We start from the raw sequence: 14352 nt of genomic DNA on the forward strand, positions 1-14352 counted from the left end.
GATCTAATTATGGAAGATTCTTTCATGTCGGCAGGACTAGACCGAATTGATCTAAAAATGCTGCGCCTGCTCCAGAAAAACGGCCGGTTGACCAACGCTGAACTGGCGTCCCTCGCCGACGTTAGTCCCGCGACTTGCCATCGCCGCACTCAGCGCCTGTTCGACGACGGTTACATCAAAACTGTCCGGGCAATGGTGCAACCGCAAATGGTGGACCGGGCAGCGTTGGTGATGGTTGGTGTGGTCCTGGACCGCTCGACGCCGGAAAGCTTTGCCCAGTTCGAACAAGCGGTCTCCAAGCTCAGTTTCATCCTCGATTGCAATCTGGTTGCTGGAGATTTCGACTATTTCCTGAAGATCAGGGTCCGAGACATGGCGGACTTCAATCGCATTCATGGCAGCCAGCTCATTGCTCTGCCGGGCGTACGTCAGACCAGAACCTTTTTCGTCATGAAAGAGGTCGTTGACAACGCGCCACTTGATTTCTGATCATAATTCGTTCCGTCTAGCGCGCTATTATCAGGGTGGAGAACCCTAACGCACCGGGATGCGCGGTTCTCCAAGATCCCAGTAGAGACCCGCCATGATCGCCAATCCTTCCCGAGCAATTTCCGAGGGCTGATGCTCGTTCGGCGCATGCTGTGAACAGCCTGGATAGGAATGTGGCACCCAAATTGTGCGCATTCCTAGAATATCGGAGAATGCATCGTTCGGCAGCGATCCGCCGAGATTGGGGAGAAGCGCAGGTTTCTTTCCGGTGGTTTGGGCTATCGAGGCGATGGCCCAATTCACCCATGGATCTTCCGGATCAAGGCGTGTGGCGTTGAATATTTCATCGCGTGACAGGCCGGTTTCTACCATGGCGAAGCCATGCCGATCGAGGTGGCGGCGTACAGCTGGAAGCACGGCGTGCGGATCAACACCGACAACGAAACGCAGCTGCAATCGAGCCCAGGCTCGTGGCGGAATGGCGTTCACGGGGGTTTTCGGGTTGCCGGTCTCGTAAGCGAGCACTTCCAGTGAGCACCAGCCGAAGACACGTTCGGCAGTTGTCAGGCCAGGCTCGCCCCACCAAGGTTCGATTGCCGGACCACCAGGCCCACCGTCAATCTCGCAATCGGCAAGCGCATTGCGCACTGACTGCGGAATTTCGTCCGGCACCAATTCCGGCACACGGATTTGCCCTGTCGGTCCGACAAGGCATGCAATGGCGTGGGCGAGCTGAATGGCCGGATTTGACAGTGCTCCTCCCCAATTGCCGGAATGGTGACCGCCCTCGCGCGCATCAATCCAAAGATCAAACGTCACCCCGCCCCGGGATCCGAGAAACACGGTCGGCCGCTCAGCACGAAGTCGCGGTCCGTCGGAAGCGATCAAGAGATCGGCAGACAGCCTCTCCCGATATTGTGTGCAAATTTCGCGCAGTCCGGGGGACCCTTGCTCCTCGCCCATCTCGACAAGATATTTGGCGTTGAAACCCAGCTTGCCGCGTGTTTCAAGGACGGCTTTGAGCCCTCCTATATTGATCGAATGCTGGCCCTTGTTGTCGGCGGTGCCCCGCCCGTACCATTTTCCTTCAACCTCGCTCATGCTCCACGGCGAAAGATTCGGCAACCAACCATCATCCAGGCCCCGGACGACATCTCCGTGGCCGTAACCCAAAACAGTTGGCAGCGCATCGTTTTCGATGCGCTGCGCAAGCAGAAATGGCGGTGTGACACCCCCGCAGCGAACAATTTCGGCCGAGAAGCCGAGCTCTTCCAACGCCGGTTTCATTTCGTCGGCAAGATAGGCCTGCAACGTGTCAGCCCGTTCTGGATTCTGGCTCTCCGTGGGCATTGCGACACGACGCGCCAGATCGTCACGAAAGGCGCCCGTATCGAAATAGCTTGTTGCGCGGGCAATTGCGGCTTCACGACTCATAAGCAGACGTTCCTTCTGGTCCGGTATTAAACGATTCAAGATGACAGGCGGCACGAACCTGTCCATTGCCGGCAAGTTGTGGTTCCACGCATTTGCAGGCGTCGAAAGCCGACGGGCAACGAGGATGGAAAACGCAGCCAGAGGGCGGATTGAGCGGGTCCGGGAAAGCAAGACCGAGGCCTGTTTCCGGAATACCAAGCCCCGGCACAGGTGTGAGAATGGAAGATAGTAGCGCGCGCGTATAGGGATGGCGCGGATTAGCAAACATCGCAGATGTTTCGGCAAGCTCCACGACACGACCGAGATACATCACCGCGACACGGGTCGCGATGTGCTCAACCACACCCAGATTGTGGCTGATGAAAACATAGGTCAGGCCAAATTCGTTGCGAAGCTCAAGCAACAGATTGAGGATCTGCGATTGCACCGAAACATCAAGTGCCGAGGTGGGCTCGTCGCAAACAATGATCTCGGGCTTCATGATGAGAGCACGGGCGATCGCGACGCGCTGGCGTTGGCCACCTGACAGCTCTCTCGGGTGGCGGTCTGCGAAACGGGCGGGCAGCCCGACAAGATCCATGATCTTCAACGCTTCCCGCCTGCGGTCGGCGGATGAGCCGATGCCATGCACATCGAGCGGAAAAGCCACGATCGAAGCGATTGTGCGACGGGGATTGAGTGAGGAATACGGGTCCTGAAAGACCGGCTGCACTTGGCGCGCCAAATCACGCCGTTTAAGCGTGCGCAGATCCCGACCGTCGAAACGAATGGTTCCAGAGGTCGGCGGCAACAGACCGAGCAGAATGCGGGCAAGGGTCGACTTGCCACAACCCGATTCACCCACAATGCCGAGGACCTCTCCCTTCTCAAGCGTCAAGTCAATTCCGTTGACGGCATGCAGTTTGCGTTTTCTGCGGAACATCCCGGCGCTTACTTCGAACGAGCGTGTGACATCATGGGCTTCGATGAGAGCGGTCATGCGTCCTCCAGAATACAGCGCCAGGAATGATGCGGAACCTGTCTGGGCGGTGGAGGTTCACGGCATTGCGCCTCGGCGTGAGCGCAGCGATCGCGAAAGGTACAACCGGTGATTTCACCGATGAGCGACGGCACGACGCCGGGAATAACACCAAGCTTTCTGCCCGGTGTCGTCTTGCCCGGAAGGGGAATACAGTCGATCAGGCCGCGTGTATAGGGATGTCGCGGATCGCTGAAGATATCGGTTGCCCGCCCCTGCTCTACGATCTCGCCGGCATACATGACCGCAACCTGATCTGCTATACGCGCCACGACACCCAGATCATGCGTGATAAGAATAATCGCTATGCCCAATTCCTCGCGAAGCTCTGCTAGAAGACGCAGGATTTGTGCCTGAATGGTCACGTCGAGCGCTGTCGTCGGTTCGTCGGCGATCAGCAGTTCCGGCCCACACATCAGCGCCATGGCGATCATGACGCGCTGACGCAACCCACCGGAAAGCTGATGGGGATATTGACCAAACCTCTCATCAGCCGCAGCAATGCCAACCTTGTTGAGAAGGAAAACTGCTCGATCGCGCGCCTCGGCGATACCTGCGCTCTTGTGGCGCCGATACCCTTCCATCAGCTGATCACCGATCGTATAGGCCGGATTGAGCGCCGTCATGGGCTCCTGAAAAATCATGGCCATTCGATTGCCGCGCAGCACGTTGAACTGGTCCGCCTTCTTGCTCGTCAGGTCCTCCCCGGCGAATACCAGTTGGCGTGCACTGCGCTTTGCACCTTTGGGAAGCAGGTCCATAATGGCGAGAGAGGTCATCGACTTTCCGCAACCGGATTCGCCAACCAGACAGAGCGTCTCGCCGCGTTTGACGGAAAACGAGATGTTGCGCACGGTGTGCAATGTACCATTGCCGGTCTTGATATCGACCGACAGGCCCTCGACCTCAAGCAAAGTGTCTGCCATGTCAGCGACCCTCCGGGGCGAAAATATCCCTCAGCCCGTCGCCAGCCAGATTGATCGCCAGGACAAGCAGCGCCAGCATGGTGCCGGGGATAGCGATCAGCCAGAAAGAGAAGAACATATAGCTCTTCGCCTCTGAGATCATGAGCCCCCAGGATGGCAAGGGCGGCTGGACGCCGAGACCGAGAAACGACAGAGAGGCTTCCAGAAGAATGGCGCTGGCGGCTTCCAGCGTTGCCACCACAATTAGTTGCGGCAGGACATTGGGCAGGATTTCACCAAGTATAATACGCGAAGTCGAGGCGCCGACAGCTTCGGCGGCCGCCACGTAATCAAGCGATCTGGCTTGTTGGGTTGCGCTGCGCATGACAACCGCAAAACGATCCCACTTGAGAAAGCCGAGCACGAGAATGATCACCGGCAGGGATCCTCCCACGATGGCGACCACAGCGAGAGCCACCAGCATGACCGGCATCGCAAGCCGCGTCGTGACGAGAAAGGTAACCGCAAGATCGGCCTTGCCACCAAAATACCCGGCCACAAGGCCGAGCGCTGTACCTATAATGCCGGATATCACCATGACGGAAAGGCCGATCAACAGAGATATGCGCGCGCCATAGAGCAGGCGCGAGAAATAATCGCGACCGAGATTGTCCGTCCCGAGAATATGCTCGAATGAACCTTTGCCGTACCAGAAAGGCGGCACCATGCGACGTGCCAGATCTTGCGTATAAGGATCGTGTGTGGCCAGTAATGGCGCCAGCAACGCAACGACTATGATGACAAGCAGAAGTCCGCCACCCAAGACAAAGCTCTTCTGACCGAACATGCGCCGCCGAAGCCGCGCCCCTGCGGCCGGCTCCATAATTGTCTGGAGAGACAGTGCAGCGTCGACCATCTTAGGAGATCCTCAACCGCGGATTGAGCCAGGCATTGGCGATGTCGCCCAGCAGCGTCAGCAGCACGTAAAGCACAGAGAGAAGCATGACGACCGCCTGAATAACCGGGAAGTCCTTATGCGTGATGCTTTGATAGGCAAGAAAGCCCAGTCCATCGAGAGCAAAGATGGTCTCGATCACCACAGAACCGCCGAGGAGATAACCAAGTTGGACCGCCGTCAGTGCCACGACCGGCATCACGGCGTTGCGCAGTGCATGCTTGAAAATGACGATATGAGCGGGAAGGCCCTTGGCGCGCGCCGTGCGTATGTAGTCGGCGGAGAGCACGTCGATCATGCCTGCCCGCACGAGACGCATGAAGGCCGGTGCAACGTAGTAGCCGAGCGCAATCACCGGCATGATATAATGGGCCCACGTGGCGCTCCCTGAAACGGGCAGCCAACGCAATGTGATCGAAAAGAGCACAATGAGGACAAGGGCAAAGAAGAAATTCGGCAGTGCCTGTCCAACCACAGCGACGGACAGCGCCAAACGGTCGATCCAACTGTTGGCGAAGACAGCGGCAAGGATACCGAGCGGTATGGAAATCACAAGCGCGAACGCGAGAGAAAGGACGCCGAGCAGAAGGGTCACCGGGAGCTTGGCCCAAACCAGCGACAGTACGTCGCTCTTGAAGAAGATCGATTGGCCGAAATCGCCGTTGAATATCTGCAGGAGCCAGACCCAGTACTGAACAATCAGGGGCCGGTCGAGGCCATGTAGCTGGCGGGCGGCAGCGATATCGATATCGCGTGCACCCTCCCCCGCGATAGCGATTGCGATGTCTCCGGAGATGCGCAGGAGAAAGAACGCTATTGCCGACACGGCCAGCGAAACAAGAATGGCCAGGCCCAATCTTTTCAGGATGAAAAACGTCATGCGCTATTCCCTTTCAAGATGTAAAGGCGCGCTCCGTTCCCAGAAATTGGAAACGGAGCGCTAATGCAGCTATTTCCAGGTCATTTCCCAGAAACGGGGCATCTCGTCCGGATAGGCTTTGAAGTTCAAATCGGCTGTCGCGACATAGTAGACCGGCAGCGAATATAGAGGCACAGCGTAGGCGTGCTCGGCAATGAGCTTGAGCGCATCGTGATAGGCGGCCTTGCGATCTTCTGGAAGCATTGTCGTGTCACCTTTCTTGAGAAGGTCCCGCACCTCCGAATCACGTGAGATATCGTCTTTCTCATACCCGAAATAGACCGGCGTTGCAGCCGACACATCGTTGACGGAGAACGAACCCCAGGTTTGGTGGGTTAGCATTGCCTTGTTCGAGCGGATGAGATCCCGCATGGCAGCATATTGAAGAAACTGCAGATTGGCATTGATACCGACAGCTTTGAGGTAACCAATAATGGCCTCAGTCTGATTGCGTTCACGGTAGGCAACCAGATCGAGTTCAAGACCGTTGGCATATCCTGCCTCTGCAAGCAGCGCTTTGGCTTTGTCAGGATTATATTCGTATCCCGGCGCGCCTTCATCGGTGCAGCCGAACTGTTTGGGGAAGCAGATCGTGTTGAGAACACGTGAACCTGCTCCAACGATCTCTTTGACCATGGTTTCGCGGTCGATGGCATAAATGATCGCCTTTCTCACACGCTCATCCTTAAGTGCTTTCGACGGCGTATTTTCTTGCGAATTCATTTGCATGAAGGCAATTCGCATGGTCTCGCCCGAAACCACCTGAAGGTTGGGTACTGCCTCGAGCTGCTCCGCCTGATCCTTTGGTACATACATGATAAAATCGACACCGTCCGAGAGCACTTCGGCCATCTGCGTCTGACGATCTGGAATGAAACGTATCACGATCTTTTCGATCGGCCCCTGTTTCTTGGGAGAATCGGCAAAGTAGTCCGGGTTTTTTTCCAAAGTGATGGACTTGCCAACATCGTATTCGGTAACACGAAACGGCCCTGTCCCTACCGGCTTCGCATTCATTCCCTCTGGTCCGACCTTTTCGTAATATTCGTTGGGGTGAATAACCACAGGTCCGGAAAGATATTCGATCGCTGCCGGAAAAACTTCCTTGGTGGTCAGGCGGACCTTGTACTTGTCGATCTTTTCGGCCTTCTCGATCCAAGCGACGTTTTGTTGCGTCGTTACACCATGTTTTGGGTCGGCAACGTAGTTGAGCGTGTAGACGACATCGTCAGCGTCGAACTCCTCGCCATTGTGGAATTTGATTCCGTGCTGCAGGTCAAATTCAATGGTGCGGTCATCGACCTGCTGCCAGGCACTCGCGAGTTCGCCCTTGTACTCGCCCGTTTCCGGGTTGCGATAGATCAGCGTATCCCAGACATGCTGGCCGATGATCACACCAATGCGGACATTGTTGAAATAAGGGTCAACGCTTTCAGGTGCTTGATCATAGGCAAATCGGATACTGTTGTCCGGCTTTCCTGCGAAAGCACCACCGATATTAAACGCAGCAAGCGTGACAGCCGCTGCCAAGCCGAAAATAAACTTCTTCATAGCCAGTAGTTCCCATTTATTGAAGCCGCAATACCACGGCAACCAAGCTGCTCGTTTTTTCGCCTGTTGTATTTTTCGCTCATTATTGAGGCAACCATTGCCATGCTGCAATATCAATGTTTAGAATAGGCCATTGCCATAGCGGCAATGAGGCTCCTTTAAATCATGCTACCCAACGCATTGAGATATTTCCTTGAAGTCGCGCGTATCGGTTCGGTCAACGGGGCATCAGAGCGATTGCACGTTGCTGGCTCTGCCATCAGTCGACAAATTTCGGCGTTGGAAATGCAATTCGAAACGCCGCTATTCGAACGCAAACCGCGTGGCATGGTCCTGACCCCTGCCGGCGAAAAGCTCGCAGACTACGCTCGTCGCGCCTTTCTGGATGCCGAGGATGTTGCAGCTGAGATACGAGGGAGAGTCGACACACTCAGAGGAACGATCCGCATCGCAACCAGTGAGGGCTTAGCCAATGTTTTCATGTCCGAGATGGCATATTTCTTCCGGGAGAAATATCCGGAGGTGCGTTTCGACATCCACGTCGTGGCGCCACCCAATATCGCGCTGATGGTTCGCGAAGGCGAGGTCGACATCGGCATTGCTTTTGCTGTCGGCACACCAATTCCGGTTCATGTGGTCCGGCGCGTCCGTGTGACCACCGTGGCAATCATGCATCCAAACCATCCGCTCGCGGCACGCGATCATCTAACGATGGCGGACCTTGCGAATTATCCTGTTGCACTTTCGACCCCCGACACCACACTGCGCCAAGTCATTGACATGCGCTGCGCCGCGGAAGGCGTTCTGCTCAACGTCGTCATGGTGTCCAGTCACAGTGCTGGCCTGATGCATTTCGCCCGGCAGGGTGGTGCCATTGCCTTTGCATCTCCAATTTCGGTACGGACATGGATTACCGATGGACTGCTTGTCGCCCGCCCATTCGTGGAGGACACGGCGTTCAACAGAAGTCTGGAAATCCAGACCATGGCGGCGCGTAAATTGCCACGCCTGGTCGACGATTTTTCACGGTTTCTCGCCGATGAAATCGGCGGACAGATAGCCCTTTGACTTTCCAACCAATGCAGTATCGCACGCGAAAGGGCGTTGTCACCTTGTTGGCAAAAGAATGTATGGAAGCAGTGATCTGGGTTTTCAGGCGAGTGTTTCGGTCATGGTTTTCCACTCGGCCATGGCGCCGAGGCGATGCAATTGAATTTGAAATGCGGACCGGCTTGTGCGGGGTGGGACGAAGAGATTGTGGACGGCAGAGAAGATCGAATCTGCATTGAAATGAGGTCGATTTGGGAGTGAAGGCGGCCGGCAAAGCAGCGCGCTCGGTCTCCCTTGCATGCCGCTAATCCGTGTGCTACATACTGAACCGAATGGTTCAGTATGCGAAAGCCCGTCTCGATGCCTCGTTCGCCGCGCTCTCGGACGCCACCCGACGCGGCGTTCTGGAGCAGCTCGGACGTGCAGACGCTTCGATCACGGACCTTGCCGAGAAGTTTCACATGACCCTTACAGGCATGAAGAAGCATGTCGGCGTCTTGGAGCAGGCGGGGCTCGTCACCACGGAGAAGGTCGGGCGCGTGCGGACCTGCAAGCTCGGCCTACGCGGACTGGAGGAAGAGGCGGCATGGATAGAGAGGTACCGCCAGGTCTGGGACGCACGCTTCGACGAGTTGGACAAGATTGTTGAGGAACTGAAACGGAAGGAGAAGGTCGATGGACGCAAGAAGAGAGAGTGAGCCCGCCCCGATGGAGAACGGCACGACGGTAGAAAGGAAGTCCGAGCGTGAGCTGGTCGTTACGCGAATCTTCAATGGCCCCGCGCGCATCGTGTTCGAGGCGTGGACCAAGCCCGAGCTGTTCATGCGGTGGTGGGCACCCAAGTCGACGGGCGTGCCGCTGCTTTCCTGCGAGATGGATGTTCGTGTCGGAGGCGGGTACCGTGTTGCATTTGGCCAAGACGCCTCAGAGCCTATGGTATTCTTCGGCAAGTACATCGAAGTGATACCGAACGCGCGCCTCGTCTGGACGAATGAGGAAAGTGATGACGCTGCCGTGACCACGGTGACCTTCGAGGAAAAAGGCGACAAGACGCTGCTGGTCCTGCACGAACTCTATCCCTCGAAGGAGGCTCTCGACGAGGCCATCGAAGGGATGGAGGGTGGGATGCCCGAGCAGTTCGAGCAACTAGACGAGCTTCTCGTCAGCCTGGGCGCGAGCGTGGGAGGGTCATGAAGTCGTCGATCTCGAGGTCGGCCGCTTGGCTCTTCACTACTCCGCCTTTCTGCACGCCACGCTACGCCAGGGCACTCCGGTTCGTTGAAGCGACTTTACATCATTGCGAAAGCGGGCGCAGATCGGAGCTGACGATACGAAATGAAGAGCGTCAGAAATTGAGAGACGGACTGGAACGACGTTCGAACGGCGGCGAAAATAGCCGCCGAAACTACGCTATTGCCCCCGTTTGTATCCGTCACTCCCACTCGATCGTGCCGGGTGGCTTTGAAGTGACGTCGTAGACAACGCGGTTGATGCCCTTGACTTCATTGATGATACGCGTTGCCGCCTGACCGAGGAAACTCATGTCGTAGTGATAGAAATCGGCGGTCATGCCGTCGACCGAAGTCACGGCGCGCAGCGCGCAGACAAACTCATAGGTGCGGCCGTCGCCCATGACACCAACGGTCTGCACCGGCAGGAGCACGGCAAAAGCCTGCCAGATGACATCATAGAGACCGGCCTTGCGGATCTCATCGAGATAGACCGCGTCGGCCTCGCGCAGGATCTCCAGCTTCTCGCGGGTGATGCCGCCGGGGCAGCGAATGGCAAGGCCAGGCCCCGGGAAAGGATGGCGGCCGATGAAATGCTCCGGCAGGCCGAGCTCCTTGCCGAGGACGCGAACCTCGTCCTTGAAGAGCTCGCGCAACGGCTCGACCAGCTTCATGTTCATGCGATCCGGCAGACCGCCGACATTGTGATGCGACTTGATCGTCACCGAAGGGCCACCGGTGAAGGAGACGCTTTCGATGACATCCGGATAGAGCGTTCCCTGCGCGAGGAAATCGGCACCACCGAGCTTTTTGGCTTCTTCCTCAAAGACTTCGATGAAGAGCCTGCCAATCGTCTTGCGCTTCTTCTCGGGATCGGATTCGCCTTCGAGCGCACTGATGAAACGCTCGGACGCATCAACGAGGATGAGCGGCAGATTGTAATGCTCGCGGAACATCTTGACGACATCCGCAGCCTCGTTCTTGCGCATCAGGCCATGGTCTACGAGGATGCAGGTCAGCTGGTCGCCAACCGCTTCATGGATCAGCAGGGCCGCCACCGAGGAATCGACGCCGCCGGAAAGCGCGCAGATGACCTTCTTGTCGCCCACCTGTTTGCGGATCGCATTGATTGCCTGCTCGCGATAGGCGGACATGGTCCAGTCGCCCTGGATCCCGGCAATGCGATGGACGAAATTTTCGAGGAGCTTGGCCCCATCCGGCGTGTGTACGACCTCCGGGTGGAACTGCACGGCGTAATATTTACGTGCCTCGTTGGCGATCGCCGCAAACGGCGCGCCGGTCGATGTGCCGACGACCTTGAAACCATCCGGAATTTCGACGACGCGGTCGCCGTGGCTCATCCACACCTGATGGCGTGTTCCCTTGGCCCAGACACCGTCGAACAGCGCGCAATCTTCCTGGATGTCGAGGAAGGCGCGGCCGAACTCGCGGTGATGACCGCCTTCGACCTTGCCGCCAAGCTGGGCGCACATGGTCTGTTCACCGTAGCAAATGCCGAGGACCGGAATGTCGGCATCAAAGACTTCCTGCGGCGCACGCGGGCTGCCGATATCGACAGTCGAATGCGGGCTGCCGGAAAGGATGACCGCCTTCGGGTTGATACGGCGAAAAGCTTCGTCAGCGGATTGGAACGGGACGATCTCGGAATAGACACCGGCTTCGCGCACGCGGCGCGCAATCAGCTGCGTAACCTGGCTGCCGAAATCGACGATGAGGACTGTATCGGGATGAGTGGGTGTGTTCATGGCGGGCCTTTAAAGCAAATGTCGAGTCGGCGCAATGGGTTACCGCAAGTGACTCAAAAAGTGATTCCGATTGTTCACAGGATGGATGAAGCCATTGCCAAATTGATTCAGGAGATGGCAATGATCGTCAGCGGACCGAGCGTTCAAGCGTCGTGACGACCCATTTGTTCAGGCTGACGCCTGCCCGCTGTGCCGCGCTGGAAATGGCCTTGTGCAGATCGGGTTCGGCCTGCACCACGAACTGGCCGGAGAATGGCTTTTCCGGCTCTTCACCGCGCTCGGCGCAGAATGCCAGGTAATCCTTTACCGATTCCGCAAACGCCTGTTTCAGCTGCGCCGCTGACGAGCCCTGAAACGTAATGACATCGCGTAAATTGACCACTTCGCCATTAAAAACATTGGCGTGCTCATCGAACTCTATAGTGGCTTCATAGCCTTTGTAGTGCATCGTGGTCATAGGCAAATCATGCATCATTTTTCTGTATCGAGAAATAGCCTAAAAGGATCACAAAACGATGGCTCTCGATACGATCGCTTCAGCCATCGCCTCCACTGCGCGTGCCAGCTTTTCATCGATCACATGCAGATATTCGGTCCAGTCGCTGACGTGGCGCAGTTCTGCGGCGCCGTCCGAGATACCGCGCAAGCCGATGAGCGGCAATTCGAAACGCTGGCATGCGCGCAGGACCGCAAAAGTCTCCATCTCGACCATATCAGCGTCGATCAGATCATAGGCGTTGCCGGAGACGATGTTGGCGCCGGTCGAAAGCGTTGCTTCCTTGACGCCGGGTATGCGGTGTCGGAGCGGCACCGTGACAGGCAAATCGAGGAAAGGCGTCGCACCCTTTTTGAAGCCGAGCGGCGATGCATCCATGTCGCGGTAAGAGACGCTGGTGACTTGATAGACCTCGGTTTGCTCCAACGTTCGCGATCCGGCCGAGCCAAGCGAGACGACTAGATCCGGCAAGGATTGGTTGGCAGCGAGACTGGCCAGCGTAGCCGACACGCTCACGGCAGCTTCCACCGGACCGACACCCGTAATCAGCGGTGTGAAAAGCTGCTGCAGGTGTGGCCCGTATTCCGCATCCACGGCCATGGCAAAGAGTACACGTTTGCCGGCGAGCGGCGTTAAGTAAGCCAACATGTCAACCTGCATTGAGCATCCAGAGTGAAGCGTTGAGGAGCGTCGCAAACGCCACCCAGAGGAGATAAGGAAGAAACAACAGAGCCGAGACCTGTTCGGACTTCCAGGTCACCTTGATGAAGCCGATGATGGCGAGAAGCAGAAGGACGATGACGACCAGGGCCAGCCCCATCTGCTGCAAGCCGAAGAAGATCGGCGACCAGAGAAAATTCAGCACCAGCTGCCCCCACCAGAATTGCTGCGGTGCGGTCAGCTCGTGATCCCAGACCCGCCAACCGGCAATGGCGATGAGGACATAAAGGACTGTCCAGACCGGCGCGAAGACCCAGTTCGGCGGGTTGAAAGAGGGTTTGATCAGGCTGGCGTACCATTCGCCCGGCAAGGTGACGTAACCTATGGCGAGACCGCCGCCGACAACCAATACGAGAAACAACAGAAGCGCCTGCGAACGGGACATACATGACCTCTCTCATGCGTACGGTGCTGTCCCGTTTGTATCGTTATTTTTCCCGCCTGAGAACTGAAATGAAGAAGCCATCCGTGGATGTCGACAGGGGTGAGAGAATCGCCGTTCCATCCTTGAACAGCGGCTTCAGTTCGGTCTTTGCTGACACGGCTTGATCCCACAAGGCTCGCGTATCGACTCTGCTGTAGTCACTGTTCGCCTCCAGAAATGTGGCAACCTGATTGCCGTTTTCCGGCGCAAACAGCGAGCAGGTGATATAGACGAGGCGTCCACCCGGCTTCACATATGCTTTTGCCGCATCGAGCACCTCGCGCTGTTCGACTTCGCGGCGTTCGAGCTGCTGATCACTGAGGCGCCACTTGGCATCGGGACGGCGCCGCCATGTGCCCGATCCGGTGCACGGCGCATCAACGAGCACGAGATCCATCTGGCCTTCGAGCGGGGCAAGATCGCCAACATTGGCGTGGGCCTGCGCGTTGCGCACCCCTGCCCGCTTCAGCCGGTCGAAGATCGGAGCTAGCCGGGCGCGCTCGGCATCGTAAGCATGGATCTGGCCCTTATTGCCCATCTCGGCCGCAAGGGCGAGCGTCTTGCCGCCGGCACCGGCGCAGTAATCAAGCACCTGCTCGCCGGCCCTGGCGCTTGAGAGCTTGGCCGCGAGCTGCGATCCGAGGTCCTGCACCTCAAACAGGCCGCGCTGGAACGCAGGTTCCGCCTGGACATTGGGATGGCGTCCCATGGCACGCAGGGGCGGCACACGCACGGCCGTTTCCAGCAGGGGCGCGGGGTTGGCGCCAGCGCGAGCAAGTTCCTTCAGCACCTTGTCGCGATCGGCTTTCAGCGTATTGACGCGAAGGTCCACCGGCGGGCGGTCACTGAGGGCTGCCGCTTCCTCGACCCACCTGTCGCCAAAGATTGCCTGGAAATGCGGAATGCACCATTCTGGAACATCGGCGCGGATATGATCCGGCGCAGAGCTGAGATCGCGCTCACCCCAGCTCGCCATGCGCTCTGCTTCCAGCGGTTCGGGCGCGAATTTATCGCCTTCGAGGGCGGTGTTGATGTCCTCGATATCAAGTTCAGCATCCGAAAGCAGGACGCCAAAAGCGATGTGGCGCGCGGCGTCGCTATCCATGCGCCAGCCGAGCGAAAGTTTCCGCCGCAGGGCATCGTAGACGATATTGCCAATGACCGCGCGATCGCCGGCACCGGCAAAGCGATGCGACAGACCCCAATCCTTCAGAGCATCCGAGGCTGGCCGCTTGCGGTTTTCAATATCGTCGAGAACTTCGATTGCCGCCTGCAGGCGTCCACCAAGTCGCATGTTCATTCCTTCATTCAATCAAGAGTGTCGCATACATGGGCCCGGCAAGAAAAGAAAGCCGGAGCGTGAACTCCGGCTTTCTGATTTGCTATGAAGATGGTT

The 14352-nt window shown here is 57.4% G+C and carries 15 protein-coding genes and 1 pseudogene; 4 read left to right on the plus strand and 12 right to left on the minus strand.

The annotated features are described in order from the left end of the window. Positions 1-24: 24 nt before the first annotated feature. Positions 25-489, plus strand: coding sequence for an Lrp/AsnC family transcriptional regulator (locus tag CU102_RS01455; RefSeq protein ID WP_106709428.1), 465 nt, complete (start codon positions 25-27; stop codon positions 487-489). Positions 490-534: 45 nt separating this feature from the next. Here CU102_RS01455 and CU102_RS01460 read toward each other — a convergent pair whose 3' ends face one another. The 6 genes from CU102_RS01460 to CU102_RS01485 form a co-directional block, all read right to left on the minus strand. Then, positions 535-1923 carry a M20 family metallopeptidase gene (locus CU102_RS01460; RefSeq protein ID WP_106709177.1) on the minus strand — a complete coding sequence of 463 codons (1389 nt, stop codon included), beginning with the start codon at positions 1921-1923 and terminating at the stop codon, positions 535-537. Continuing rightward, positions 1913-2902 carry an ABC transporter ATP-binding protein gene (locus CU102_RS01465; RefSeq protein WP_106709178.1) on the minus strand — a complete coding sequence of 330 codons (990 nt, stop codon included), beginning with the start codon at positions 2900-2902 and terminating at the stop codon, positions 1913-1915. Before CU102_RS01465 ends, CU102_RS01460 begins: the two co-directional genes overlap by 11 nt. Continuing rightward, positions 2899-3867: an ABC transporter ATP-binding protein gene (locus CU102_RS01470; protein WP_106709179.1), complete on the minus strand. Its 969-nt coding sequence runs from the start codon at positions 3865-3867 to the stop codon at positions 2899-2901. The genes CU102_RS01465 and CU102_RS01470 overlap by 4 nt, the downstream gene beginning before the upstream one ends. Position 3868: 1 nt before the next feature. Continuing rightward, positions 3869-4729 carry an ABC transporter permease gene (locus CU102_RS01475; RefSeq protein WP_245425133.1) on the minus strand — a complete coding sequence of 287 codons (861 nt, stop codon included), beginning with the start codon at positions 4727-4729 and terminating at the stop codon, positions 3869-3871. A gap of 34 nt (positions 4730-4763) precedes the next feature. Next, positions 4764-5681 (minus strand): ABC transporter permease, encoded by a 918-nt coding sequence (locus tag CU102_RS01480; RefSeq protein WP_106709181.1) that lies wholly within the window; start codon positions 5679-5681, stop codon positions 4764-4766. Between the two features lie 69 nt (positions 5682-5750). Beyond that, positions 5751-7271, minus strand: a complete 1521-nt coding sequence (locus CU102_RS01485; protein ID WP_106709182.1) for an ABC transporter substrate-binding protein — start codon at positions 7269-7271, stop codon at positions 5751-5753. Positions 7272-7436: 165 nt separating this feature from the next. Between CU102_RS01485 and CU102_RS01490 the strand changes: the two genes are divergently transcribed. After that, positions 7437-8339 carry a LysR family transcriptional regulator gene (locus CU102_RS01490; protein WP_106709183.1) on the plus strand — a complete coding sequence of 301 codons (903 nt, stop codon included), beginning with the start codon at positions 7437-7439 and terminating at the stop codon, positions 8337-8339. A gap of 84 nt (positions 8340-8423) precedes the next feature. Here the strand turns inward: CU102_RS01490 and CU102_RS31050 are convergent. Further along, positions 8424-8549 (minus strand): annotated as a pseudogene (locus tag CU102_RS31050) (IS6 family transposase); the annotation flags it as partial. A gap of 104 nt (positions 8550-8653) precedes the next feature. Between CU102_RS31050 and CU102_RS01500 the strand changes: the two are divergent. Next, a complete protein-coding gene (locus tag CU102_RS01500) occupies positions 8654-9019 on the plus strand; it encodes an ArsR/SmtB family transcription factor (protein ID WP_106709184.1) in 366 nt (121 codons plus the stop codon). A gap of 10 nt (positions 9020-9029) precedes the next feature. Beyond that, positions 9030-9515: an SRPBCC family protein gene (locus tag CU102_RS01505; protein ID WP_106709429.1), complete on the plus strand. Its 486-nt coding sequence runs from the start codon at positions 9030-9032 to the stop codon at positions 9513-9515. A gap of 238 nt (positions 9516-9753) precedes the next feature. Here the strand turns inward: CU102_RS01505 and guaA are convergent, their stop codons facing one another. The 5 genes from guaA to CU102_RS01530 all read right to left on the minus strand — a co-directional run bounded on the left by guaA (position 9754) and on the right by CU102_RS01530 (position 14250). Continuing rightward, on the minus strand, positions 9754-11316 hold the full coding sequence (gene guaA, locus CU102_RS01510) for a glutamine-hydrolyzing GMP synthase (protein ID WP_106709185.1): 1563 nt from the start codon (positions 11314-11316) through the stop codon (positions 9754-9756). A gap of 127 nt (positions 11317-11443) precedes the next feature. Further along, on the minus strand, positions 11444-11773 hold the full coding sequence (locus CU102_RS01515; RefSeq protein ID WP_208113783.1) for a type II toxin-antitoxin system HicB family antitoxin: 330 nt from the start codon (positions 11771-11773) through the stop codon (positions 11444-11446). A 48-nt stretch (positions 11774-11821) separates the two neighbouring features. Next, positions 11822-12460 (minus strand): 5'-methylthioadenosine/S-adenosylhomocysteine nucleosidase, encoded by a 639-nt coding sequence (locus CU102_RS01520; RefSeq protein WP_106709431.1) that lies wholly within the window; start codon positions 12458-12460, stop codon positions 11822-11824. A 1-nt stretch (position 12461) separates the two neighbouring features. Next, entirely contained in the window at positions 12462-12917 is a 456-nt protein-coding gene (locus CU102_RS01525) for a TspO/MBR family protein (protein ID WP_106709186.1), read from the minus strand. Positions 12918-12960: 43 nt separating this feature from the next. Beyond that, the gene (locus tag CU102_RS01530) at positions 12961-14250 is read right to left on the minus strand and encodes an RsmB/NOP family class I SAM-dependent RNA methyltransferase (RefSeq protein WP_106709432.1); all 1290 of its coding nucleotides are present in this window, start codon (positions 14248-14250) and stop codon (positions 12961-12963) included. Between the last annotated feature and the right edge of the window lie 102 nt (positions 14251-14352).

The organism is Phyllobacterium brassicacearum (assembly GCF_003010955.1).
Lineage (GTDB): Bacteria > Pseudomonadota > Alphaproteobacteria > Rhizobiales > Rhizobiaceae > Phyllobacterium > Phyllobacterium brassicacearum.

Bases quoted from the DNA above. Each gene is read 5' to 3' on its own strand.
- CU102_RS01475 (WP_245425133.1), bottom strand. From the start codon at position 4,729: ATGGAGCCGGCCGCAGGGGCGCGGCTTCGGCGGCGCATGTTCGGTCAG.
- CU102_RS01465 (WP_106709178.1), bottom strand. From the start codon at position 2,902: ATGACCGCTCTCATCGAAGCCCATGATGTCACACGCTCGTTCGAAGTA.
- CU102_RS01505 (WP_106709429.1), top strand. From the start codon at position 9,030: ATGGAGAACGGCACGACGGTAGAAAGGAAGTCCGAGCGTGAGCTGGTC.
- CU102_RS01485 (WP_106709182.1), bottom strand. From the start codon at position 7,271: ATGAAGAAGTTTATTTTCGGCTTGGCAGCGGCTGTCACGCTTGCTGCG.
- CU102_RS01515 (WP_208113783.1), bottom strand. From the start codon at position 11,773: ATGACCACGATGCACTACAAAGGCTATGAAGCCACTATAGAGTTCGAT.
- CU102_RS01530 (WP_106709432.1), bottom strand. From the start codon at position 14,250: ATGCGACTTGGTGGACGCCTGCAGGCGGCAATCGAAGTTCTCGACGAT.
- guaA (WP_106709185.1), bottom strand. From the start codon at position 11,316: ATGAACACACCCACTCATCCCGATACAGTCCTCATCGTCGATTTCGGC.
- CU102_RS01460 (WP_106709177.1), bottom strand. From the start codon at position 1,923: ATGAGTCGTGAAGCCGCAATTGCCCGCGCAACAAGCTATTTCGATACG.
- CU102_RS01480 (WP_106709181.1), bottom strand. From the start codon at position 5,681: ATGACGTTTTTCATCCTGAAAAGATTGGGCCTGGCCATTCTTGTTTCG.
- CU102_RS01525 (WP_106709186.1), bottom strand. From the start codon at position 12,917: ATGTCCCGTTCGCAGGCGCTTCTGTTGTTTCTCGTATTGGTTGTCGGC.
- CU102_RS01470 (WP_106709179.1), bottom strand. From the start codon at position 3,867: ATGGCAGACACTTTGCTTGAGGTCGAGGGCCTGTCGGTCGATATCAAG.
- CU102_RS01490 (WP_106709183.1), top strand. From the start codon at position 7,437: ATGCTACCCAACGCATTGAGATATTTCCTTGAAGTCGCGCGTATCGGT.
- CU102_RS01520 (WP_106709431.1), bottom strand. From the start codon at position 12,460: ATGTTGGCTTACTTAACGCCGCTCGCCGGCAAACGTGTACTCTTTGCC.
- CU102_RS01455 (WP_106709428.1), top strand. From the start codon at position 25: ATGTCGGCAGGACTAGACCGAATTGATCTAAAAATGCTGCGCCTGCTC.
- CU102_RS01500 (WP_106709184.1), top strand. From the start codon at position 8,654: ATGGTTCAGTATGCGAAAGCCCGTCTCGATGCCTCGTTCGCCGCGCTC.